The organism is Marinovum sp. 2_MG-2023, from assembly GCF_030548265.1.
Taxonomy (GTDB): Bacteria; Pseudomonadota; Alphaproteobacteria; order Rhodobacterales; family Rhodobacteraceae; genus Marinovum.
Genome location: NZ_JAUOSD010000011.1, coordinates 42,888 through 65,388, shown reverse-complemented (window position 1 = coordinate 65,388; position 22,501 = coordinate 42,888). Strand labels below are relative to the sequence as shown.

Here is a 22,501-nt window from a genome sequence, read left to right as displayed (position 1 = left end):
GGATATTCCAGAAGGTGCTGCACAAGGATTAAGCATGTGACCATTCAGGTGGCAGAAATCTCCCTAGACCCGCCGGTCTTTCTCGCGCCATTGGCCGGGATTACCGATTTGCCGTTCCGGAATCTGGTTCAAAGTTTCGGCGCGGGGCTGGTCGTATCGGAAATGGTGGCCAGCCAGGAAATGGTTCAGGCCAAACCCGGCGTGCGCGAAAAAGCTGAATTGGGATATGGGGTTGCGGCGACGGCGGTGCAGATTGCTGGGCGCGACGCCTATTGGATGGCCGAGGCCGCCCGCCAGATCGAGGCGAATGGCGCCCGGCTGATTGACATCAATATGGGTTGTCCCGCCAAGAAAGTGACCAGCGCCAGCGGCGCAGGCGCGGCGGGATCGGCGCTGATGAAAGATCTCGATCATGCGCTGACCCTGATCGAGGCCGTGGTGGGGGCGGTTGACCTTCCGGTGACGCTGAAAACCCGGCTGGGCTGGGATGATGCGCTTTTGAATGCGCCGGATCTGGCGCAACGGGCGCAGAACGCGGGGGTGAAGATGATCACCATCCATGGCCGCACCCGATGCCAGTTCTACAAGGGCCGGGCCGATTGGGCGGCAATCGCCAATGTCAGCGCGGCGGTGGATATTCCGGTGCTGGCAAATGGCGACATCAAGAACAGCCAGGACGCGCGCCGCGCCCTCGACGCGTCAGGCGCGGCTGGGGTGATGGTCGGGCGCGGGGCACAGGGGCGGCCCTGGATACTGGCGCAAATCGCCCATGATCTGTTTGGCGCACCCGCGCCGGAAATTCCGAAAGGCGATGCATTTTGTGACATGGTTTCAGGACATTACGAAGAGATGTTGAGGTTTTATGGCACCGATCTTGGACGGCGCGTCGCGCGCAAGCACCTTGGCTGGTATATGGATGAGGCCGGCACAGAAGCCGGGTTGCGGCGCGTGGTTCTGACCGCGCCAGACCCCAGACAGGTTCTGGCGCATCTGCGGGATGCTCTGGCCTCAAATGGACAGGTGGCAGCATGATTTCCTTGTTTAACCGCGGCGCATCGACCCCCGATCTGTCCGAGGACAATGCGGTCTGGTCATCCCTGCCGGTGCCGGGCGTGTTGATTGATGCGGAAGACCGCATCCTTGATGTGAACCCGGCGGCAGAGGGGTTCCTGAATTCTTCGGCCAAATCGCTGCGCGGTGAGCCATTGTGGGATCGGCTGGCGGTTGATGCCCCATTGGAAGAAAGCTTTGCCCGCGCCCGCGAACATGGCACGCCGTTGTTTGTCAACGATGTCGATGTCGGCTCGGGCAGCCGCGCGCCGTTGCAGTGCAACCTTCAGGTCGCGCCGATGCAGGGGCATGACGGCATGATGATCATGCTGATTTCCCCGCGTGAGCTGGCCGGCCGCATGACGCAGAGCCAATCGGTGAAATCCGCCGCCAAATCCGCGATTGGCATGGCCGAAATGCTTGCGCATGAAATCAAGAATCCGCTGGCGGGAATCGCGGGTGCGGCCCAGTTGCTTAGCATGAACCTTAACGCAGAAGATCTTGAAATGACGGACCTTATCGTCGGTGAGACCCGGCGTATCGTCAAGCTGCTGGAGCAGGTCGAGCAATTCGGCAACCTGTCGGCACCAGAGCTGCGGTCGGTCAATATCCATGATGTTCTGGACCGCGCACGCCGGTCGGCGCTTGTTGGCGCGGCGGCGCATATGAAGATTGTCGAGGATTACGACCCCTCGCTGCCCAATGCCTGGGGCGATCCCGATCAGCTGCTTCAGGTGGTGTCAAACCTGGTCCGCAACGCCGCCGAAGCGGCCGGGCCAGAGGGCGGCACCATCCGGCTGCATTCCTATTACGAGCGGGCCTTTCGTCTGCGCCGGTCTGATGGCACCGGCCAGACCCTGCCGCTTCAGGTCGAGGTCATTGATGATGGCCCCGGTCTGCCAGAGGCGTTGAAGGGCGACATTTTTGAACCCTTTGTGTCCGGCAAAGAAAACGGCACCGGCCTTGGGCTGGCGCTGGTCAGCAAGATCATTTCGGACCACGACGGATGGATTTCCGTCAGCTCCGTGCCCGGGCGCACGGTGTTTCGCATATCGCTTCCGATGGTGCCCAAGGGCATGGAAGCCGACCCGACGACCCAGGAGGCTGAATAATGGACGGCACCATTCTAGTAGCGGATGACGACCGCACGATCCGCACGGTATTGACCCAGGCACTGACACGGGCGGGATGCAAGGTGCATGCCACATCGTCGCTGACCACGCTGATGCGCTGGGTGGGCGAGGGCAAGGGCGACGTGGTGATTTCCGACGTGGCCATGCCGGATGGCAACGGGTTGGAAATGCTGCCGAAAATCCGCTCGGACCGGCCGGATCTGCCGGTGATCGTGATTTCGGCCCAGAATACCATCATGACGGCCATTCAGGCCGCCGAGGCCGAGGCCTATGATTACCTGCCCAAGCCGTTTGACCTGCCGGATCTGATGAAACGCACGGCACGGGCGCTGGAATCGCGCAGCGCGCCGTCGCGTCCGGTAATGGACACCCCGGATCAACCGGACGAATTGCCCTTGGTCGGGCGCACGCCGGTGATGCAGGCGCTTTACCGGTTGGTGGCGCGGGTGATGAACACCGATCTGCCGGTGTTGATTTCCGGCGAAAGCGGAACGGGCAAATCGTTGATTGCGCGCGCTATTCATGACTTTTCGGATCGGCGCACCTTGCCGTTTGTGACCGTCACCGGCAACGACCTGCGTGATATCGAGGGTCCGGCCCGCATTCTGGCGCGGGTCAAGGGCGGCACGCTGTTGTTTGATGAAATCACCGATATTCCCGATGAAATTCAGGCCCGTATCGTGCGGATGGTCGACACGCCGGGCGAACATGTGCCGCGGTTCATGGCCACCAGCCAGGGCGATCTGGCCGAGGCGCTGGACAAGGGGCGGGTGCGGCAGGATCTTTATTACCGGCTGTCCGGTGCCACGATTCAGGTGCCGTCGCTGCGCGAAAGGGTCGAAGACATCGCGCTTTTGACTGATCACTTTCTTGCCCGTGCCGAACGTGATGGCGCGCCGAAACGCTGGCTTTCGGCGGATGCGGTGGAATTGTTCCGCGCCTACAGCTGGCCGGGCAATGTGCGGCAATTGGAAAATGCGGTGCGCCGTCTGTCATTGACCAGCCGCGCCGAAGAAATCACCCGCACCGAGGTTGAATTGGTTCTGGGCAATCAACCCGATATGGAACCGGTGCTGTCGGGGGGCAGCAGCGAAAAGCTGGGGGCCTCTGTTTCGCGCCATTTGCGGCGGTATTTCGACCTGCATGGCGCGCTGTTGCCGCCGCCGGGTCTGTATCAGCGGATTTTGAAGGAAGTGGAATTTCCGCTGATCGAAATCGCGCTGGAAGCGACCGGCGGGAATCAGGCAAAATGTGCCGAACTGCTTGGCATCAATCGCAATACGTTGCGCAAAAAGATCACCGACCTCGATATTCCCGTGACACGGCGCCGCAAGTTGATGTAAAACAGCCACAGGAGTGGCCCCGAAGCCGCAGTCGACGTGCTGTAGCGGGAGAGAGCCACATAATATGGTGGTTGGTCGCGCAAGCGGCACGTCAATGCGAGGGCAGTCTGTGGCCACAGGGGCACATACGGCATCAGGCGATTTAGGCGTCAGCGGTAGGATTCCGCCGAAACGGCAGTCCTATTGGGACCGGCTGCGTCGGTGGTCACGCCAGCGCCGGGTTCAGAATGTTGCGACGCTGGGGCTGGTGCTTTTGGGGCCGGTGCTGGCGTTCACGACGTTTCTGGTCATGGGCCCCTTGAACATGGGGGCCAGCGCGCCGGGGCTGCGGTTGGTGCTGCTGGCGGATTTCGTCTATGTCCTGCTGATTGCGGCGCTGGTTCTGGCGCGGGTGGCGCGGATGGTGGCGGCGCGGCGGGCACGGTCGGCGGGATCGCGATTGCACCTGCGGTTGACCGGGGTGTTTGCCCTGATGGCGCTGATCCCGGCGGTCACTGTGGCGGTGTTTGCGGTTTTGACCATCAACATCGGGTTGGAAACCTGGTTTTCCGATCGGGTGCGTCAGGTGGTTGGCGCCTCTCTCGCGGCGGCAAAGGCCTATCAGGCCGAACAACGCGAAGACCTGAGCGAAGATGCGGCGGCTCTGGCGGGCTATATCGACGCCCAACAGCGCAACATTGAACGCGACCCGACCACCAATCTGCGCAAGGTTTTGACAGATGGGCAATTGCTGATCCAGCGCGGGCTGCGCGAGGCCTATTTGATTGATGGCACGGGGGAACTTCGGGCGCGGGGGGAGCGGTCGTATCTGTTTGATTTTGAACGCCCCTCAACCGACCAGATCCTTGCCAGCCGCGGTGCCGAGGGGCTTGCGCTGGTTGAGGATTGGGACAACAGCGAATTTCGCGCGATTGTGCCGCTGCGCGCCTTTCCGGACCGTTATCTTTATATCTCGCGGGCGGTGAACGGGGAATTGCTCACACTGTTGGACAACACCCAGGAGACCGCCCAGTTCTATCAACAACAAGAGAGCGAGCGGGGCCGGCGGCTGTTTGATTTTGCGCTGATCTATCTTGGCTTTGCGCTGCTTCTGGTTCTGGCGTCGATTTGGTTGGGGCTTTGGTTTGCCGAACGTCTGTCGCGCCCGGTGGGCCGGTTGACCGGCGCGGCGCAGCGGGTTGGCGGCGGCGATCTGGACGTGCAGGTGCGCGAAGAAGAGGGCGACGATGAAATCGCCATGCTCGGGCGGTATTTCAACCAGATGACCCGGCAATTGAAGGGCCAGCGCGAAACGCTGTTGGACAACACCCGCCAGATCGAGCGCCGCCGCCGGATGTTTGATTCCGTGCTGTCGTCGGTCACATCCGGGGTTGTGGGCCTGGATGATCAGGGGCGGGTGTCGTTTGTCAATCGCTCGGCAGAGCGTCTGTTGGGCTGGTCCGAAGATCGCCAATCGGTGCCGCTGAATGTCGCGGTGCCGGAATTCGGCGCGCTGTATCAGCAATTGGTCAGCGGCGAGCGCAATGTCGTGCAGCAAGAGGTCAAGGTGGTGCGCGACGGCCAGCAGGAAAACCTGTTGGTGCGCATGGCCACCCGGTCCCGCGACGATGGCAGCCTTGAGGGCTATGTGGTGGCGTTTGACGACGTGTCGGATCTGGTGGCGGCCCAGCGGATGGCGGCCTGGGGCGATGTCGCCCAGCGGATCGCGCATGAGATCAAGAACCCGCTGACCCCGATCCAATTGTCCGCCGAACGGATCAAGCGCAAATTCCGCCGTCAGCTGGACGAAGAAAATGCCGCAACGCTAGAGGATTTGACCGGGGTCATCGTCCGCCAGACAGAGGATCTACGCCGTATTGTCGATGAGTTTTCCAAATTTGCCCGGATGCCGGAACCCAAACGCGCGCCAGAGGATGTGGTCCAATTGCTGCGCGGGGCGTTGTTGCTGCAAGAGATGGGCCAACCGAATGTGCAGTTCACCATGGAGCTGCCGGATCAGAAACTGATGGCCGATCTGGATGCGACGATGATCTCTCAGGCGTTGACAAATTTGATTAAGAACGCCGGAGAAGCGATTGAAAGTCTTGTTGAAAGGGGCGCCCCGGAGGGGCATTCGCCAATGATCGGCGTGACCCTGATGCAGGACGGAAAACAGGCCTTGATCCGCATAATGGACAATGGCATCGGCCTGCCAGAGGACCGCGCGCGGTTGTTTGAACCCTATGTGACGACCCGGGAAAAGGGCACTGGCCTTGGCCTGCCGATCGTCAAGAAAATCATCGAAGAACACGGCGGCACCCTTGTGCTGGAGGATGCGCCGCAATTCAAAGGTCAGCCCAATGCCGGGGCAATGGCCGTTGTGCGTCTGCCGCTGGCGGGTGCGGAAAACCCAGCAAATGGTGTGGTTTAAGAGGACAGAGTGGAGCAGAAAATGAGCGATATTCTTATTGTCGACGACGAACGTGATATTCGGGAACTGATTGGCGATATTCTGGAAGACGAAGGATATGCCACGCGGCTTGCCGGTGGGTCGGATGAATGCATGGCGGCGCTGAACGACGAGGCCCCGGCATTGATGATCCTCGACATCTGGCTGAAAGACAGCCGGATGGATGGCATCGACATCCTGAAAACCGTCAAACGCGACAATCCCGGCGTGCCGGTGGTCATCATTTCCGGCCACGGCAATATCGAAATTGCCGTCGCTGCGATCAAACAGGGCGCTTATGATTTCATCGAAAAGCCGTTCAATATTGATCAGCTGCTGGTGGTGATCCGCCGCGCGATGGAAACCTCGCGTCTGCGGCGCGAAAATCAACAACTGCGGCGCAAGGAAACCTCGGCTGCGAAAATGGTCGGCGAAAGCGCGTCGTTCCGGGCTTTGGTTGGCCAGCTTGACAAGGTGACCAAATCCAATGGCCGGGTGATGTTGTCCGGCCCTGCGGGCAGCGGCAAGGAAGTGGCCGCACGCTATATCCATGCCCATTCCAACCGCACCGAAGCGCCCTTTGTCACCGTCAACTGTGCGTCGATCGAACCGGAAACCATGGAGGATGTGTTGTTCGGTCGCGAAACCCCGGAACGCGGGGTCGAGGCCGGATTGCTGGAACAGGCCGACGGTGGTGTGATCTATTTTGATGAGGTCGCCGATATGCCGCTGGGCACCCAGTCCAAGATCCTGCGCGTGTTGGTCGATCAGCAATTCACCCGCGTTGGTGGCGCGGACAAGGTGCGGGTTGATCTGCGGGTCATATCCTCGACCAACCGTGATCTTGAGGCCGAAATCGAAGCGGGCCGGTTCCGTCAGGAATTGTTTCACCGGCTGAACGTGGTGCCGATTTCCGTGCCCTCGCTTGAGGAACGGCGCGAAGACATTCCGGTGCTGGCGAATTATTTCATTCAGGCCTGCCACGAGGCCCAGGGCCTGCCGCAGCGGGTGTTGTCGGATGAGGCCGTGGCGCTGATGCAGACCATGACCTGGCCGGGCAACGTGCGCCAGTTGAAGAACCTGGTGGAGCGGGTGTTGATCCTGGGCGATGGCACCGGCGAGATCGAGGCGCAGGAACTGCCGCAGGATGCACCAAGCAGCAATGAAGAGGGCCGGGTGGTTCTGGCGGGCACTTTGGCGACCTTGCCGCTGCGCGAGGCGCGCGAAGCCTTTGAACGCGAATATCTCTTGACGCAGATCAATCGTTTTGGCGGCAATATCAGCCGCACCGCGGCCTTTGTCGGCATGGAACGTTCGGCCCTGCACCGCAAGCTGAAATCGCTTGGGGTTGTGACCTCGGCCAAATCGGGTGCGCGGGTGGCGCGGGTCGACGAAGACGTGACGGCACAGGCGGGCTGAAGATATGGCACAGGATTGCGCGGCGCAGCGCAGAGTGGTTCGGCTCTGCGGGGTGATGATCTGCGCCGCTTTGGTGGCCGGATGTGAGGCCCCGAAGCCGGAGGCCACAGCGCCGACCATGGCGCTTGTCGACAGCCCCCGGCCCACTTCGGTTGCGGCCACATCGGCCACGTCCCCGCAAGCGGAACAGATCGAGGCCGTGCGCGCGGCGCTTTTGGCATTGGGGCCGGGGGTTGACCCGCGCGAAGCGGCGCGTGTGGCACGGATTTCGGTACAGGAACCGCTGGTCTGGGCGCAGCAATGGCAGGTGGTTGATCCGCCGCTGGTGCATAATTTCAAGGTTGTGAACGGGTTTCGCGACAAAGGTGTGTGTCAGGATTGGGCCAATGCGATGCAAGCAGCATTGCAGGCCGAAGGGCTGCGCAGCCTTCAGATTCACCGCGCCATGGCCAATGCGCGCAATGTGCGATTGGAACATGCCACGGTCATCGTGACGGCCCGGGGGCAGCCGATGGAACAGGGTCTGATCCTTGATCCCTGGCGGATTGGTCAGGGGCAGCTATGGTTTGGCACCTTGGCGCAGGACGACCGGTACGAATGGGAATCGCTGGCCTCTGTGCGGGCCTGGAATGCCCAGTGGCGGGCACGGGCCGCGGCGGCGCAATAGGCGATTTTATTGGGTATTTCCCGTCAAAAGGCGGGAATACCCGACCTGTGGCGGGCTTGTTTTGCGCAGCCCGGATTGGCAGGTTCGGGGCAGACTTCATCACATGAGATTTGGACCCATGCACAAAACATTTTTGACCCTTTCGGCCCTGACCCTGTTGGCTGCAACGCCAAGTTTGGCGGATGACATTACCGATGTGCTGCAAAGCGCAATGGACGCTTATGAAGAGGGCGATGTGCAATATGCGCTGGATGAACTGGAAATCGCCAAACAGAAACTTCTGGATCTGAAAACCAATGCGCTGGGGGCCTATTTGCCGCCGGCGCCGGATGGCTGGACCCGGGAAGACAATCCAGAAGCCGCCGCCGGCATGGGGATGATGGGCGGCGGCGTCGCGGCCGAGGCGACCTATTCCGACGGCACAACCCGCTATACCATCAATATGATGGCGGATAACGCCATGGTGGCCAGCCTGGCTGGGATCATCAACAACGCCGGGGTAATGGGGCTGCGGATGGAGCGGGTGAACCGACAGAAATTTGCGGTGCAGGACAATGAAATCATGGGCTTGGTCGCCAATCGCATCCTTGTGCGGATTTCGGGGGCGGACGTTGACACCATGCTGGCGGCCCTGGGTGAAATAGATTTCCGCGCGATGGCCGGTTTCGGGTCGTGATCTGCCCAAAGTGACAGCGACAGGCCCAAGGGAGAGGCCCTGACCCATCTGTGGCGGCGTGGCTGCATTGACCCTTCCGGCGCGGTCTGACAAGGATGATCCTTGCAGACCCGTTCGGGGCGTTTGGGGCAGGGGAGCCTGAGCCATGAAAGTCATCATTTGCGGTGCCGGCCAGGTTGGCTGGCAAATTGCGCGCCATCTTTCCGGGGAACGCAACGATGTGACCGTTGTCGACAGCAACCCCGATCTGGTGCGCCGTGCCACCGATACACTGGACGTGCAGGGGGTGGCGGGGTTCGCCAGCTATCCTGATGTTCTGGGTCGGGCGGGCGCGCGGGATGCCGATATGATCATCGCCGCCACCCATTCGGACGAGGTGAATATGGTCACCTGTCAGGTGGCGCATTCGGTGTTTTCCATCCCGCGCAAGGTGGCGCGCCTGCGGGCGCAAAGCTATCTGGATGCGATTTATTCCGATCTCTACCGGCGGGATCACATGCCGATCGACGTCGTGATCTCGCCCGAGAAAGAAGTGGCCGATGCGGCGCTGCAACGGCTGGCGGCCCCGGCGGCATTTGACACGGAAAGCTTTCTTGACGGTCAGGCACAGTTTCTGGGGCTGCGGCTGCATGCCGAATGCCCGGTGCTGAACACGCCTTTGCGTCAGCTGACCGATCTGTTTTCGACCCTGCGCTCTGTGGTGGTGGCCATCCGGCGCAAGGGCACATTGTTTGCGCCAACCGCCGATGACCAACTGTTTGCCGGGGATGATTGTTACATCATGGCCCATGTCGAAGACGTGCCGCGCACGATGGAGATTTTCGGCAAGACCCAGACCAAACAGGAACGTGTTGTGCTGGTCGGGGGCGGCAATGTCGGGCTGGCGGTCGCACATGCGCTGGAAACCCGCACCGAACGCATTCGCGCCAAGGTGATCGAGAAGAACCGCAAATGTGCTGAACGCGCGGCGGATCTACTGGAACGCACCATTGTGCTGAACGGCGACGGGTTGGATGCGCAATTGCTGCATGAGGCCAATATCAACCGCGCGGATGCGGTGCTGACCGTGACCGACGATGACAAGGTCAACATGCTCGCGGCGGTCCGGGCCAAGGCCGAGGGCTGTCCCTTTGCGATTGCGCTGATCAACGATCCGACGCTGGTGCCCCTGATGGGGCCGCTGGGGATTGATGCCTATATCAACCCGCGCGCCACAACAGTCAGTTCGATCCTGCGTCACATTCGCCATGGCCGGGTGCGTGGGGTTTATTCCGTCGGCGATGCCGAGGCCGAGGTGATCGAAGCCGAAGTTCTGTCGACCTCGCCAATCGCCGGGCAGCGCATTCGCGACATTGATTTCCCCGAAGGGGTTCTGGTCGGCGCGATCCTGCAGGATGGCAAGGTCAAGCGCCCGACAGGGGCGCTGCGCATCGAAGAGGGCAATGTGATTGCGCTGTTTGCCATGACCAAGGATGTGCCCGAAGTGGAGCGTCTGCTCCAGGTTTCCATAGATTTTTTCTAGATGGGACGGGCGTTACGAGAACTGCCGTTTTTCCTTCAGCTGGTTGGCCTTGTCGGGCTTGCCATGTTGATACCCGCCGCACAGGCGCTGACGGTGGAACGGTTTCACGAGGCGCGGACCTTTTTCTATGCGGCGTTGCTGACGTTGATATTCGTCAGCCTGATCGGCATTGCGCTGGCCAATCAAGCCAAACGCCCATCGGGTTTGCACCAGCTTCTGGGGCTTTTGGGGGCGTTTACGGTTTTGCCGTTGATCATGGCGGTGCCATTCCACGAAGCGCTGCGCACCACGTCCTTTCTCAACGCCTATCTGGAAATGGTGTCCAGTTTCACCACCACCGGGGCCTCTTTGTTTCCGCCGGATCGGTTGAGCGACTCGCTGCATCTGTGGCGGGCCCTTGTCGGCTGGATGGGCGGATTGTTGATGTGGATTGCGGCGGCGGCGATCCTTGCGCCGCTGAACCTGGGCGGGTTCGAAGTGACAGCAAGCGCCGAGCCCGGCGGCGGAGAGGCGCGGGTGGCCTCGATGGCCAGCGCCGATTCGGTGACGCGTTTGATGCGCACGTCCTGGCGGCTGATGCCGGTTTATGGTGGGCTGACGCTCGCGCTTTGGGTCTGTTTGCTGATCGCGGGCGAAGTGCCGTTGGTGGCGTTTTCACATGCGGCATCCACCATGGCGACATCGGGCATTTCACCGGTGGGCGGGGTACAGAATGGCGCAGCCGGATTGGTGGGCGAGGCGTTGATATTCCTGTTCATGCTGTTCGCCCTGTCCCGGCTGACCTTTTCCAATGACACGGTCACCGGTGCGGCCGCGGACCTGCGCCATGACCCGGAATTCCGTCTGGGCCTGATTCTTGTGGTGGTGGTGCCCGGATTTCTGATCCTGCGTCACTGGTCCGGCGCCTATGAGGTGGACGAGGTCAACGATTTCCTGGCGCTGTTGCATGCGGCCTGGGGCAGCATGTTCACCGTGCTGTCGTTCCTGTCCACCACCGGTTTCCAAAGCGCAGATTGGGTGGATGCCCGAAGCTGGTCAGGGCTCGACAGTCCGGGCATGATCCTTCTGGGCCTGGCGATGATTGGTGGCGGCGTGGCCACCACTGCGGGCGGGGTCAAACTCTTGCGGGTCTTCGCACTTTACCTGAATGGCCAGCGCGAGATCGAGCGGCTGGTGCATCCGTCCTCTGTTGGCAATGCCCGCGCCATCAGCCGGCGCATTCGCCGCCAGGGGGCCTTTGTCGCCTGGATCTTTTTCATGCTGTTCGCCATTTCGCTTGCGGCGACAACGGTATTGCTTGGCGCGTTTGGCGTGCGGTTCGAAGCGGCGATCGTGTTGGCGACCTCGGCGCTGTCGACAACCGGGCCATTGGTGGTCACCGCATTGGATTCGCCGATTGTCCTGGTCGAGATGAACCAGGGCGCAAAGCTGGTCTATGGCGCGGCCATGGTGCTGGGGCGGTTGGAAACACTGGCAATTATCGCGCTTTTGTCGCCAAACCTGTGGCGAAATTGACTTATGCTGCGATGCAGCATAGGTAAGAGGCCATTAGGGCTGGAAAACCCTTGACGGGCGCGACATACTCCGTCCGCAATGACCGGGGCCGATCCGCGGCAACGACAACAAGAACAAAGGCAATTTGCGATGGCTTCGGATAGACAGAACCTGCAGGACGCGTTCCTCAATCATGTGCGCAAGACCAAGGTTCCGGTGACGGTGTTCCTGATCAACGGTGTGAAACTACAGGGTGTGATCACCTGGTTCGACAATTTCTGTGTGCTGCTGCGCCGCGACGGCCAGTCGCAGCTGGTGTACAAACACGCGATTTCGACCATCATGCCGGCACAGCCGATCAACCTTTATGATGGTGACGAGGGCGCTTGAAAGAGCACGAAACCCATGTGACCCGGGCTTGGGTCCTGCATCCTGACATCAAATCCGACTATGACCGACGGGCCCCCGGCCCGGCGCTGGAAGAGGCGATTGCCCTTGCGGCGGCGCTGCCCGATCTTGAGGTTGCGGGCGCCGAAGTGGTGCGCCTGCCCAAGGCGCAGCCGGGCAAGCTGTTTGGCAAGGGCAAGATCGAAGAGCTGAAAGGCCGAATCGAAGGCGCAGATGTCGAATTGGTGCTGGTCGATGGCCATGTCACCCCGGTGCAGCAACGCAATCTGGAAAAGGAATGGGGCGTCAAGCTTCTGGACCGGACCGGGTTGATTCTGGAAATCTTCTCTGACCGCGCCGCAACCCGTGAGGGTGTGTTGCAGGTCGAGATGGCCGCATTGTCCTATCAACGCACCCGTCTGGTGCGCGCCTGGACCCACCTGGAACGCCAGCGTGGCGGATTGGGATTTGTCGGCGGTCCGGGCGAAACCCAGATCGAGGCCGACCGCCGCGCGATTGACGACCAATTGGTGCGCCTGCGCCGGCAGCTCGACAAAGTGGTGAAAACCCGCGATCTGCACCGCAAGGCCCGCGCCAAGGTGCCGTTCCCGATTGTCGCGCTGGTCGGCTATACCAACGCCGGGAAATCCACGCTTTTCAACCGCTTGACCGGTGCGGACGTAATGGCCAAAGACATGCTTTTTGCCACGCTGGACCCGACGATGCGCGCGGTCGAGCTGGAAAATGGGCTGGAGGTCATCCTGTCGGATACGGTCGGCTTCATCTCTGACCTCCCGACAGAGCTTGTCGCCGCTTTCCGCGCTACATTGGAAGAGGTGCTGGCCGCCGATGTGATCTGTCATGTGCGCGATATCGCCCATGATGGCACCGAGGAACAGGCGGCGGATGTGCGCGCCATTCTTGGCGGGTTGGGTGTGCCAGAGAGCACGCCGCAGCTGGAGATCTGGAACAAGATCGACCGCCTGCCGGATGACGAGCGCGAGGCGCTTTTGACCCGCGCCGCCCGCAACGATGCGATTGTGCCGATGTCGGCCGTCACCGGCGAGGGGATGGATGTTTTCCTGGCCGCAGTGACCCGCGCATTGGACGCCGAAAAGCATGATGTCGATTTGGTTCTGGGGTATGATCAGGGGCGAAAACGTGCCTGGCTGTTCGAACGCGGGCTGGTCACCGCCGAAGATCAGACCGAAGAGGGCTATGCCCTGCGCATCAGCTGGACCCGCAAACAAGAAGCGCAATTCGCACGGCTGTAACGCGCGAATTGCGTCACTTGGGCATTCCCCTGGCAGGCTAATCGCGCTATGTCGGCGGCATGCGTTTGAACGAAGTCACATACAGCGATGCCGAACCGATTGACGGCTATGGTCCGGGGTTTTTCCGGATCGGCGGCAAGGTTCACCACGGCCATGTCATCACCGACGCCTCTGGCACACGCGGCTGGGCCGGGCTGGACGATGGCGCGGCGCTTCTGGCGCTGGCGGACACGGCCGATGTGGTGTTCATCGGCACCGGGGCCGAGATTGCCCATATTCCCGCGGACCTGCGCAAGGCGCTGGAAGAGGCGGGGCTGGGGGTAGAGGTCATGGCCTCACCCGCCGCATGTCGCACCTATAACGTGTTGCTGTCCGAAGGCCGCCGGATCGCCATGGCGGCGCTGGCCGTAGCGGCGACAGAGTGACACGGGGCGCGACTGTGTGCGGGCCAGGGTCTTGCTGACGCTGACAAATTCGGCAAATCTCCTGACATGATGCTCGATGCGCAAAACCTCTCTGTGGCCCGGGGCGGCATTCCGATTCTGGCGGAGGTGTCGTTTAGCCTGGCCCCCGGGCGGGCATTGATCCTGCGCGGGCCAAATGGCATCGGCAAGACCAGCCTTCTGCGTGTGGTGGCGGGATTACAGCCGCCGCTGGCCGGGACATTGACCGGCGCGGGCGACAATGTGGCCTATGCCGCCCATGCGGACGGGTTGAAAACCACGCTGAGCGTGGCGGAAAATCTGACGTTCTGGGCGCGGGTGTTTGGCACGGATGATATCGCCCCGGCGCTTGCGGCCTATCAACTGGGGCCTTTGCGCGACCGGGCGGCCGGGCAATTGTCCGCCGGACAGAAACGTCGGCTTGGCCTTGCGCGGCTGATGGTGACCGGGCGGCCGATTTGGGTGCTGGACGAGCCGACAGTGTCGCTTGACCGCGATGCGGTCGCGATGTTTGCCGATGCGGTGCGCTTGCATCTGGGGCAGGGGGGATCGGCGTTGATTGCCACCCATATCGACCTTGGTCTTGATGGGGATGCATTGGATGTGGCGCAGTTTCGCGCCGTGCCGCCGGACAGCGACGATTTTGACGAGGTGTTTCTGTGATCGCATTGCTGTCCCGTGATCTGGCGCTGGCGATCCGCGCGGGCGGCGGCTTTGGCCTTGGGCTGGCGTTTTTTCTGATCGTCGTGACCCTGGTGCCGTTTGGCGTTGGCCCGCAATCCGAACTTCTGTCACGCATTGCCCCCGGCATCCTTTGGCTGGGCGCGCTTTTGGCCTGCCTATTGTCTCTCGACCGTATTCTTGCGCTCGACTGGGAGGATGGTTCGCTTGATCTTCTGGCCACCGCGCCCCTGCCGATGGAGGGGATCGTCAGCATCAAGGCGCTGGCCCATTGGTTGACCACCGGCCTGCCACTGGTGTTGGCGGCACCGGTGCTGGGCCTGTTGTTGAACCTGCCGCAGGCGGGATTTGTCTGGCTGACGCTTTCGCTGGCGCTTGGCACCCCGGCGCTGTCGGTGATTGGCACCTTTGGCGCGGCGCTGACCGTCGGGTTGAAACGCGGCGGATTGCTGATGTCGCTGCTGGTGCTGCCGCTCTACGTGCCGACCCTGATTTTCGGTGCCGAGGTGGCGCGCCGCGGCGCCCAGGGCATGGAGACCCAAACGCCGCTGCTGATGCTCGCGGGAATTTCACTTGCGGTGATCGCGCTTTTGCCCTTTGCCTCGGCTGCGGTCCTGCGGGTGAACCTGCGATAAATGAAATTGATGCTGGCACCGCACCACAGTCACGAATAGGTATCTGTCATGGCCTCAATCTGGGAATATGCGAACCCGAAAAAGTTCATCGACACCACAAACCGGGTGATCCCTGTGCTGTGGGCGCTGGCCTTGGTCTGTCTTGTGGTCGGGCTGGTCTGGGGGTTCTTTTTCACCCCCGATGATTATCGACAGGGCTCGACGGTCAAGATCTTCTATCTGCATGTGCCCTCGGCGTTGATGGCGATCAATGGCTGGTTCATGATGCTGGTGGCGTCGCTGATCTGGATCATCCGGCGGCATCACGTATCGGCGCTGGCGGCGCGTGCGGCCGCGCCGGTGGGCATGGTGATGACCATCATCGCGCTGCTGACCGGGGCGATTTGGGGCCAGCCGATGTGGGGCACATATTGGGCCTGGGATCCGCGGCTGACCTCGTTCCTGATCCTGTTTCTGTTCTATCTCGGCTATATCGCGCTATGGAGCGCGATCGAGGACGACGACACAGCCGCTGACCTTACGGCGGTGCTCTGCCTTGTCGGGTCGGTCTTTGCGGTCCTGTCGCGCTATGCGGTGAATTTCTGGAACCAGGGCCTGCACCAACCCGCCTCATTGTCGCTGGATGCCGAAGAAAACGTCGCTGACGTGTTCTTCCTGCCGGCGCTGCCGTCGATGGCGGGGTTTGTCTTGTTGTTCATCGTGCTGGTGCTGATCCGCACCCAGACCGAAATTCGCGCCCGTCGGATGCGGGCGCTCTTGGCGCGGGAGCGGATGCAATCATGATTGATCTGGGAAAATACGCCGTACCTGTCCTGTCGGCCTATGCCGTGAGCCTGACCTTGCTGGGGCTTGTCATCTGGACCAGCCTGCGCCGGGCCCGCCGGGTACGCGCGCAATTGGACGCGGTGGAATCTCGGGTCAGGTCTCAGCGGTCACAATAGGCCCCCGGCTGATTGACCGGGCAGGAGGCGCGCTGGCTGTCAAAGCCATGTGCCCCCACCACAGCGAACAAAACCAAAATCGCGGCCTGTACCAAAACCAAAGCTGTTTTCATGTTTTTCTTTCCTGTCTGCCTCACTCCCATCTGGTGTGGGATCAGTCGTGATTAAACGGGGAAAGGGGGGCGCGTCGCCTCACAAACACGCGATAGGCGGAAGGGCGCAAGGTTTCGGCTGAAACGCCCCTGCTTCTTCTCTTTTTAAATACGCAAATCCCGCAGGCGCCAAATGCAAAACGGCCCGAGGTTTTGCCCCGGGCCGTTTCAACGATGCGGGCGGCGCATTCACTGCGCTGCCCCTTTGATTTGCCAGGTCTTACGACTTGGCGAGGTTGCGCAGCACGTAATGCAGCACACCACCGTTTTCGATGTATTCGATCTCGACCGCGGTATCGATCCGGCATTTCAGGGTGATTTCCTGAACCGACCCATCGGCCATTGTGATCTCGCAGGGCACTTCCTGCAACGGTGTGACGCTGTCCAGACCTTTGATCGACACCGTCTCTTCGCCAGTCAGGCCAAGCGATTTGCGGGTTACGCCGCCGGTGAATTCAAACGGGATCACGCCCATGCCAACCAGGTTGGAGCGGTGGATACGTTCGAACGATTCCGCGATCACGGCTTTGACGCCCAGAAGTGCTGTACCTTTGGCCGCCCAGTCACGCGAAGATCCGGCACCGTATTGCTCACCGCCAAAGATGACCAGCGGTGTGCCCGCGGCCTGATGCGCCATTGCCGCCTCAAAGATCGAGGTCTGCGCGCCATCGGGGCCTTTGGTGTAACCACCTTCGACGCCATCCAGCATCTCGTTCTTGATGCGGATGTTGGCGAATGTGCCGCGCATCATGATCTCGTGGTTGCCACGACGCGACCCATAAGAGTTGAATTCGCGCTGCGGAACCTGACGTTCGATTAGATACTGACCTGCCGGTGTTGTGTCTTTGAACGCACCAGCGGGCGAGATGTGGTCGGTTGTGATCATGTCACCAAGAAGCGCCAGAACTTTCGCGCCTTCGATGTTCTCGATCTCTTTGGTGTCCATGGTGATGCCCTGGAAGTAGGGCGGGTTCTGGACATATGTCGACGCGGCCGGCCAGTCGTATGTTTTCTGGTCGGTGGTTTCCACACCCTGCCATTTTTCGTCGCCTTTGAAGACATCGGCGTATTTCGACTGGAAGGCTTCGCGCGTCACGGTCTGTTGGACCAGATCCGCGACTTCCTTTGTCGTGGGCCAGATGTCTTTCAGATAGACGTCATTGCCGTCCTTGTCCTGACCAAGCGGTTCGGTTGTCAGGTCGATGTTCATGTCACCGGCCAGCGCATAGGCCACAACCAGCGGCGGCGACGCGAGATAGTTGGCGCGCACGTCAGGCGAAATACGACCTTCGAAGTTCCGGTTGCCCGACAGCACCGAGGTCGCGACCAGATCACCCTGGGCAATCGCTTCGCTCAGCTCTTTCTGGATCGGGCCAGAGTTGCCGATACAGGTGGTGCAGCCATATCCAACAAGGTTGAAGCCGATGGCATCAAGGTCTTCCTGAAGGTTCGCGGCCTCCAGATAGGCCGAAACAACCTGCGAGCCGGGCGCGAGCGAGGTTTTGACCCAAGGCTTGCGGGTCAGACCCAGGGCGCGTGCCTTGCGTGCCACCAGACCGGCGCCGATCATCACATAGGGGTTCGACGTGTTGGTGCAGGAGGTGATCGAAGCGATCACAACCGAGCCGTCATGCAATTCGTACTCTTCGCCTTCGACCTTGATCGACTTGCGCGGATCTTTGGCGAGGACCGGGGCCGGACCTTCGGAGGCCATGTCGGCCGCATCTGCGGTGGCGTCAATGCCACGATACTCGGCCACAACCTTATAGAACGACGAGGCCGATTCGGTCAGCGCGACATAGTCCTGCGGACGTTTCGGACCGGAAATCGCCGGAACGATGGTGCCCATGTCCAGTTCAAGCGTGTCGGTATAGATCGGATCATAGTTTTCGTCGCGCCAGAAGCCGTTTTCCTTGGCATAGGCTTCGACCAGCGCAATCCGGTCTTCGTCGCGGCCCGTGTTGCGCAGGTAGCGCAGGGTCTCGCCGTCGATCGGGAAGAAGCCACAGGTCGCGCCATATTCCGGTGCCATGTTGGCGATGGTGGCACGGTCGGCCAGCGGCAGGCTATCAAGGCCCGGGCCATAGAATTCGACGAATTTGCCGACCACGCCCTTGGCGCGCAGCATTTCGACGACCTTCAGCACGAGGTCGGTACCGGTGGTGCCTTCCATCATTGCGCCGGTCAGCTTGAAGCCGATGACTTCGGGGATCAGCATGGAAATCGGCTGGCCCAGCATCGCGGCCTCGGCCTCGATCCCGCCAACACCCCAGCCCAGAACAGCAGCGCCGTTGACCATGGTGGTGTGGCTGTCGGTGCCGACAAGCGTGTCAGGATAGGCCACTTCCTCGCCGTTCTGGTCGACGTCGGTCCAGACGGTTTGCGAAAGATATTCGAGGTTCACCTGGTGGCAGATGCCGGTGCCGGGCGGAACAACGCGGAAGTTGTTGAACGCGGACTGGCCCCATTTCAGGAATGTGTAGCGCTCCATGTTGCGCTCATACTCGCGGTCGACGTTCATCTGGAACGCGCGCGGGTTGCCGAATTCGTCGATCATCACCGAGTGGTCGATCACGAGGTCGACAGGATTCAGCGGGTTGATCTTTTCAGGATCGCCGCCCAGAGCGACGATACCGTCACGCATCGCAGCAAGGTCAACAACCGCCGGAACGCCGGTGAAATCCTGCATCAGCACGCGGGCCGGACGATAGGCGATTTCGCGGGGGTTCTTGCCACCCTTGGCACCCCATTCGGCAAAGGCCTTGATGTCGTCAACCGAAACGGTCTTGCCATCCTCAAACCGGAGCATGTTTTCCAGCACCACTTTCAAAGCGGCAGGCAAGCGCGAGAAATCGCCAAGCCCGGCGGCCTGGGCTGCGGGGATGGAATAATAGGAAATTGACTTACCGCCAGCCGTAATGGACTTGCGGACCTTTGAGGTATCCTGACCAACTGTGATGGGCATGGAATGGCTCCCTTCTGATGATGCCAAGGGGTTTCGCTGCACCTGCAATAGCCCCGGTTTGGGGGCGCAATCAAGGGGGCGCGGCTATTTGTATGCGATTGTATGCAAAAAAAGCGCGATACTGTGGCGACTTTGGCCACTTCTGGGGCAGTTCTCGGAAAATCGCAAAACCTTGATTGGTTATTTCAATGCCGCACAGCTAGGAAGAGACCCGCGACATGACGGGGATATCAGATGACTTTGCGCAATGTACTTGGCGCGCTGGCCTTTGCCGGGCTGGCCGGGGTGATGCCGATGGCAGGGGCCTGGGCCGATGAAACCGGCGCCCGCACCCCTGCGGTGGCTGCGCCGGTGGTGGTTGAATTGTTCACCTCGCAGGGGTGTTCCTCTTGTCCGCCTGCGGATGCCTTGTTGCACAAACTGGCGGCGCGCAGCGATGTCATCGCCCTGGCGCTGCATGTGGATTATTGGGATTACATCGGCTGGAAAGATGAATTTGCCCTGGCCGGTCATACCAACCGGCAAAAGGGGTACGCCAGCGTGGCTGGACGGCGCATGATCTATACCCCGCAGATGATCATCAATGGCACCGATCACGTGGTCGGCAATCATCCGATGGATGTGAACGAGTTGATCAAATTGCATCAGGCCGCACCATCGCAAATCCGGCTGGATATTTCCGACACCGCCAGCGGCACCCAGGTCACCGCCCGTGCGGTGGCCGATCTGGACGGGGGTCTGGACGGTGGGATGCGGATCGTTCTGGTGGAATTTTCCCCCAATGCCACAACGACAATCACCCGCGGCGAAAACGCCGGGCGCACCATCAGCTATGCCAATATCGTTCAGAACTGGCGTGAGCTGGGGCAATGGGACGGCGAAAGCGATTTTCAGATCGCGGTAGAGGCCGAGGGCGCGGCGGCGGTGCTGGTGCAAAAGGCGGATTTTGGCCCGATCCTGGCGGCCGCGAAGCTGCCTTAATCAGGCCGACCTTAATCAGACAGGCCGGAATCAGATAGGTCGGAAGCAGGCAGGCCAGAAGCAGGTACGCCGGTGTCGATTTTCTTGACCCAGGTTTCGCGATACCAGACATAAATCCCTGACAAGACAATGATCGCGCCGCCGATCATCGTGGCCAGATCGGGGAGTTCTCCAAAAATCAGCGCCCCCCAGATCACTGCGAACAGCAACCCGCAATAGGTGAAGGGCGCCAGCACGCCCGCCGGGCTGTTTTGCAAGGCGCGGATCAACATCAGCTGCCCCATGGCCGAGACACCGCCCATGGCCGCCATGATGGAAATCGACCCGATGTCGCTTGGAATACGCCCGACAAAGGGCATCAACGCCGTCATTACAATCGCACCAAAAGCGGCGGTGTAAAACAGCGAGGTCCAGGCATCCTCATCCCGGCCGACAAACCGGGTGATCAGGGTGTAGGTGGAAAAACAGACGGCTGCGCCCAGAGGATAGATCGCGTCGGGGCTGAACACATCGGTGCCGGGCCGGATAATGATCAATGCACCACAAAGCGCCGCCGCAATGCCAAGCGCGCGGCGAAGCCCGATGGCCTCTCCCAGGAAAAGCGCGCCGCCAAGCGTGATCAGAACCGGATTTACATCCATGATCGCGGTATTTTCCGCCAGCCCGATCTTTGTCAGCCCGGTAAAGAAACAGAAGGTCGCGGCAAACAGGCTGATAGAGCGCATCAACTGCAATTTCGGATATCGGGTCTGCAAGGTGCTGCGCAAACGGGGCAACACCAGGATCAGAACCACAATGGTCTGTCCCGCGTATCGCGCCCACAGTGTGGTGGCGACACCGACCCGGCTGCCCATCTCTTTGGCCAGAACATCCGTGATCGAAAAGAACCAAACCGCGCCGATCATCAAGAAGATGCCGCGCGTGGTATCGGTCAGGGGGGAGGTGCCGCCGGATACAGACAATAGGGGAAATCGCATGTAACTGCCTTATGCGGGTTTTCCGGCACTGTCCATCCATCGCCCGGGCCTTTGTGTTTCCCCGGCGGCAACGTCGCACTGGGGGCCGCACTGGGGCAGGTGCCCGGGGGGGGCGATCACCCTGATCAGCCCTCCTCTTCGTCGTCGACAACAAAGGCAATGTCGCCTGCATCCGCCAGACGACGGATCGCTGCCACAACCTCGCTCATGGCGGCGTCGATGTCCTTGGTCTTTTGCGTGCCGACATCGGCCATTTCATCGCGCAGATTGTCGGCCATACGTCGGGACATGTTGCCCAAAAGAAATTCGACGACTTCGTCGAGACCATTTTTCTGTGCGCCGGCCAGGGCACGGGCGGCGGTGTCGGCATCGACCTCGCGCATGATGGTTGGCACATCGCCCGCGTCGATCCGATCGCTGATGTTTTCAAAGGTAAAGATGGCCTTGCGCACCTTGTCGGCAAAGACCTCGTCCTCTTTTTCAAGGGCGGACAGCAATTCATCCCGCGTCGCAGCGGGGGAGTTGTTCAGGATCGCACCAACCCGCGCCACCGGTTCCGATTTGAAGGCGCGCACAGGGTCGCGGTCCAGCTGCGTGGCCAGCGACAACCCGATCCTGTCCACCGCTTCTGGTGTGACATTGGCGGTCAATGATACCGCATAGGTGATGCGCCGCGCCAGCGGACCGGGCAGTTTCGACAGGATTTCCGCGGCCTTGGCGGTGTCGAGCTTTGACAGCAGCACCGCCGCGACCTCTGTGCTTTCCGACGTGATGAAATCCAGCAAACGTTCCACGGGCAACGGGCGGATCACGCCCCAGGGATCGCCGGTCTGGCGCACCCCGGCCTCCTTGCGGAGGCGGGCGGCGGTCTGGGGCGAGATTTTTCCGTCCAGCGCCGAAAGCGCCCCGGCAATGCCGCCGGAAAAATGCAGACCAATGGATTCCAGCTCATCCGCAAATTCGCTGACCACATCGGCCAGTGTCGCACGGTCGACATAGCGCATCTTGCCCATTTGCTGGGTCAAATCGGCCTGAAGACTGTCTGGCAATTCGGCCAACTGGACCTCGGCCCCCTCGTTGACCAGCAGCCGCACGATGATCGCGGCCTTTTGTTTGCGCGTCAGCGCGGCCGCACGCGATGTCAGCACCTTGCCGCCCGCGCCGTTGTGTGCCTGTCCGCTGCCGTTGGGTTGCCCGCCTGCCGATGGCATCATCGACGGCAGGCCGGGCAATGTCGCGAGTTGGTTCATCCCTGATACTCCGGTGTTCTGCATGTCAGCAGTACGTTGAATAGGTGAACAAACTCTGAAATCTGGCCCGATGAACTGGCCCG

Annotated in this window: 21 protein-coding genes; 17 read left to right on the top strand and 4 right to left on the bottom strand. The window is 61.0% G+C overall.

Going from position 1 to position 22,501, the window contains the following annotated elements; all coding sequences use genetic code 11:
- Nucleotides 1-36: 36 nt before the first annotated feature.
- The 16 genes from dusB to ccmD all read left to right on the top strand — a co-directional run bounded on the left by dusB (nucleotide 37) and on the right by ccmD (nucleotide 16,093).
- On the top strand, nucleotides 37-1,032 hold the full coding sequence (gene dusB, locus Q4577_RS13615; RefSeq protein ID WP_303467862.1) for a tRNA dihydrouridine synthase DusB: 996 nt from the start codon (nucleotides 37-39) through the stop codon (nucleotides 1,030-1,032).
- Nucleotides 1,029-2,162 (top strand): nitrogen regulation protein NR(II), encoded by a 1,134-nt coding sequence (locus Q4577_RS13610; protein WP_244690144.1) that lies wholly within the window; start codon nucleotides 1,029-1,031, stop codon nucleotides 2,160-2,162. The genes dusB and Q4577_RS13610 overlap by 4 nt, the downstream gene beginning before the upstream one ends.
- Nucleotides 2,162-3,526: a response regulator gene (locus tag Q4577_RS13605; protein ID WP_244690142.1), complete on the top strand. Its 1,365-nt coding sequence runs from the start codon at nucleotides 2,162-2,164 to the stop codon at nucleotides 3,524-3,526. Before Q4577_RS13610 ends, Q4577_RS13605 begins: the two co-directional genes overlap by 1 nt.
- A gap of 94 nt (nucleotides 3,527-3,620) precedes the next feature.
- Nucleotides 3,621-5,936 carry a PAS domain-containing sensor histidine kinase gene (locus tag Q4577_RS13600; RefSeq protein ID WP_303467861.1) on the top strand — a complete coding sequence of 772 codons (2,316 nt, stop codon included), beginning with the start codon at nucleotides 3,621-3,623 and terminating at the stop codon, nucleotides 5,934-5,936.
- 21 nt (nucleotides 5,937-5,957) lie between these two features.
- Nucleotides 5,958-7,373 carry a sigma-54 dependent transcriptional regulator gene (locus Q4577_RS13595; RefSeq protein ID WP_244690140.1) on the top strand — a complete coding sequence of 472 codons (1,416 nt, stop codon included), beginning with the start codon at nucleotides 5,958-5,960 and terminating at the stop codon, nucleotides 7,371-7,373.
- Between the two features lie 4 nt (nucleotides 7,374-7,377).
- The gene (locus tag Q4577_RS13590; RefSeq protein WP_303467860.1) at nucleotides 7,378-8,040 is read left to right on the top strand and encodes a hypothetical protein; all 663 of its coding nucleotides are present in this window, start codon (nucleotides 7,378-7,380) and stop codon (nucleotides 8,038-8,040) included.
- 118 nt (nucleotides 8,041-8,158) lie between these two features.
- The gene (locus Q4577_RS13585; RefSeq protein ID WP_303467859.1) at nucleotides 8,159-8,716 is read left to right on the top strand and encodes a hypothetical protein; all 558 of its coding nucleotides are present in this window, start codon (nucleotides 8,159-8,161) and stop codon (nucleotides 8,714-8,716) included.
- A 145-nt stretch (nucleotides 8,717-8,861) separates the two neighbouring features.
- Nucleotides 8,862-10,238 (top strand): Trk system potassium transporter TrkA, encoded by a 1,377-nt coding sequence (gene trkA / locus Q4577_RS13580; protein WP_303467858.1) that lies wholly within the window; start codon nucleotides 8,862-8,864, stop codon nucleotides 10,236-10,238.
- Complete coding sequence (locus Q4577_RS13575; RefSeq protein ID WP_244690131.1) at nucleotides 10,239-11,753, top strand: TrkH family potassium uptake protein; 1,515 nt, start codon at nucleotides 10,239-10,241, stop codon at nucleotides 11,751-11,753.
- Between the two features lie 129 nt (nucleotides 11,754-11,882).
- On the top strand, nucleotides 11,883-12,122 hold the full coding sequence (gene hfq, locus Q4577_RS13570; RefSeq protein ID WP_048531263.1) for an RNA chaperone Hfq: 240 nt from the start codon (nucleotides 11,883-11,885) through the stop codon (nucleotides 12,120-12,122).
- Nucleotides 12,119-13,393, top strand: coding sequence for a GTPase HflX (gene hflX / locus Q4577_RS13565; RefSeq protein ID WP_244690129.1), 1,275 nt, complete (start codon nucleotides 12,119-12,121; stop codon nucleotides 13,391-13,393). Before hfq ends, hflX begins: the two co-directional genes overlap by 4 nt.
- A 59-nt stretch (nucleotides 13,394-13,452) precedes the next feature.
- Entirely contained in the window at nucleotides 13,453-13,818 is a 366-nt protein-coding gene (locus tag Q4577_RS13560) for an Mth938-like domain-containing protein (protein WP_303467857.1), read from the top strand.
- Between the two features lie 66 nt (nucleotides 13,819-13,884).
- Nucleotides 13,885-14,499 (top strand): heme ABC exporter ATP-binding protein CcmA, encoded by a 615-nt coding sequence (gene ccmA / locus Q4577_RS13555; protein WP_244690125.1) that lies wholly within the window; start codon nucleotides 13,885-13,887, stop codon nucleotides 14,497-14,499.
- Entirely contained in the window at nucleotides 14,496-15,152 is a 657-nt protein-coding gene (ccmB, locus tag Q4577_RS13550) for a heme exporter protein CcmB (RefSeq protein ID WP_244690123.1), read from the top strand. The genes ccmA and ccmB overlap by 4 nt, the downstream gene beginning before the upstream one ends.
- Nucleotides 15,153-15,200: 48 nt before the next feature.
- Nucleotides 15,201-15,935, top strand: coding sequence for a heme ABC transporter permease (locus Q4577_RS13545; RefSeq protein WP_303467856.1), 735 nt, complete (start codon nucleotides 15,201-15,203; stop codon nucleotides 15,933-15,935).
- The gene (gene ccmD, locus Q4577_RS13540) at nucleotides 15,932-16,093 is read left to right on the top strand and encodes a heme exporter protein CcmD (RefSeq protein ID WP_336623640.1); all 162 of its coding nucleotides are present in this window, start codon (nucleotides 15,932-15,934) and stop codon (nucleotides 16,091-16,093) included. Before Q4577_RS13545 ends, ccmD begins: the two co-directional genes overlap by 4 nt.
- On the opposite strand, the gene Q4577_RS13535 is transcribed toward ccmD, so the two are convergent.
- A complete protein-coding gene (locus tag Q4577_RS13535; protein ID WP_280520630.1) occupies nucleotides 16,078-16,206 on the bottom strand; it encodes a hypothetical protein in 129 nt (42 codons plus the stop codon). The genes ccmD and Q4577_RS13535 overlap by 16 nt on opposite strands.
- A gap of 259 nt (nucleotides 16,207-16,465) precedes the next feature.
- Nucleotides 16,466-19,210 (bottom strand): aconitate hydratase AcnA, encoded by a 2,745-nt coding sequence (acnA, locus tag Q4577_RS13530; protein WP_303467854.1) that lies wholly within the window; start codon nucleotides 19,208-19,210, stop codon nucleotides 16,466-16,468.
- Nucleotides 19,211-19,444: 234 nt separating this feature from the next.
- Here acnA and Q4577_RS13525 point away from each other — a divergent pair, with 234 nt between their 5' ends.
- Nucleotides 19,445-20,191 carry a thioredoxin family protein gene (locus Q4577_RS13525; RefSeq protein WP_303467853.1) on the top strand — a complete coding sequence of 249 codons (747 nt, stop codon included), beginning with the start codon at nucleotides 19,445-19,447 and terminating at the stop codon, nucleotides 20,189-20,191.
- An 11-nt stretch (nucleotides 20,192-20,202) separates the two neighbouring features.
- Here the strand turns inward: Q4577_RS13525 and Q4577_RS13520 are convergent, their stop codons facing one another.
- Together Q4577_RS13520 and Q4577_RS13515 are read right to left on the bottom strand one after the other, a co-directional pair.
- Nucleotides 20,203-21,168 (bottom strand): DMT family transporter, encoded by a 966-nt coding sequence (locus Q4577_RS13520; protein ID WP_303467851.1) that lies wholly within the window; start codon nucleotides 21,166-21,168, stop codon nucleotides 20,203-20,205.
- A 125-nt stretch (nucleotides 21,169-21,293) separates the two neighbouring features.
- Nucleotides 21,294-22,418, bottom strand: a complete 1,125-nt coding sequence (locus Q4577_RS13515) for a flagellar motor switch protein FliG (RefSeq protein WP_303467849.1) — start codon at nucleotides 22,416-22,418, stop codon at nucleotides 21,294-21,296.
- Nucleotides 22,419-22,501: the final 83 nt, after the last annotated feature.

Bases quoted from the DNA above. Each gene is read 5' to 3' on its own strand.
- Q4577_RS13560 (WP_303467857.1), top strand. From the start codon at position 13,453: ATGCGTTTGAACGAAGTCACATACAGCGATGCCGAACCGATTGACGGC.
- ccmA (WP_244690125.1), top strand. From the start codon at position 13,885: ATGATGCTCGATGCGCAAAACCTCTCTGTGGCCCGGGGCGGCATTCCG.
- Q4577_RS13585 (WP_303467859.1), top strand. From the start codon at position 8,159: ATGCACAAAACATTTTTGACCCTTTCGGCCCTGACCCTGTTGGCTGCA.
- hfq (WP_048531263.1), top strand. From the start codon at position 11,883: ATGGCTTCGGATAGACAGAACCTGCAGGACGCGTTCCTCAATCATGTG.
- Q4577_RS13520 (WP_303467851.1), bottom strand. From the start codon at position 21,168: ATGCGATTTCCCCTATTGTCTGTATCCGGCGGCACCTCCCCCCTGACC.
- Q4577_RS13605 (WP_244690142.1), top strand. From the start codon at position 2,162: ATGGACGGCACCATTCTAGTAGCGGATGACGACCGCACGATCCGCACG.
- Q4577_RS13610 (WP_244690144.1), top strand. From the start codon at position 1,029: ATGATTTCCTTGTTTAACCGCGGCGCATCGACCCCCGATCTGTCCGAG.
- acnA (WP_303467854.1), bottom strand. From the start codon at position 19,210: ATGCCCATCACAGTTGGTCAGGATACCTCAAAGGTCCGCAAGTCCATT.
- Q4577_RS13595 (WP_244690140.1), top strand. From the start codon at position 5,958: ATGAGCGATATTCTTATTGTCGACGACGAACGTGATATTCGGGAACTG.
- Q4577_RS13535 (WP_280520630.1), bottom strand. From the start codon at position 16,206: ATGAAAACAGCTTTGGTTTTGGTACAGGCCGCGATTTTGGTTTTGTTC.
- ccmD (WP_336623640.1), top strand. From the start codon at position 15,932: ATGATTGATCTGGGAAAATACGCCGTACCTGTCCTGTCGGCCTATGCC.
- Q4577_RS13575 (WP_244690131.1), top strand. From the start codon at position 10,239: ATGGGACGGGCGTTACGAGAACTGCCGTTTTTCCTTCAGCTGGTTGGC.
- trkA (WP_303467858.1), top strand. From the start codon at position 8,862: ATGAAAGTCATCATTTGCGGTGCCGGCCAGGTTGGCTGGCAAATTGCG.
- Q4577_RS13545 (WP_303467856.1), top strand. From the start codon at position 15,201: ATGGCCTCAATCTGGGAATATGCGAACCCGAAAAAGTTCATCGACACC.
- Q4577_RS13590 (WP_303467860.1), top strand. From the start codon at position 7,378: ATGGCACAGGATTGCGCGGCGCAGCGCAGAGTGGTTCGGCTCTGCGGG.
- Q4577_RS13525 (WP_303467853.1), top strand. From the start codon at position 19,445: ATGACTTTGCGCAATGTACTTGGCGCGCTGGCCTTTGCCGGGCTGGCC.
- Q4577_RS13600 (WP_303467861.1), top strand. From the start codon at position 3,621: ATGCGAGGGCAGTCTGTGGCCACAGGGGCACATACGGCATCAGGCGAT.
- Q4577_RS13515 (WP_303467849.1), bottom strand. From the start codon at position 22,418: ATGAACCAACTCGCGACATTGCCCGGCCTGCCGTCGATGATGCCATCG.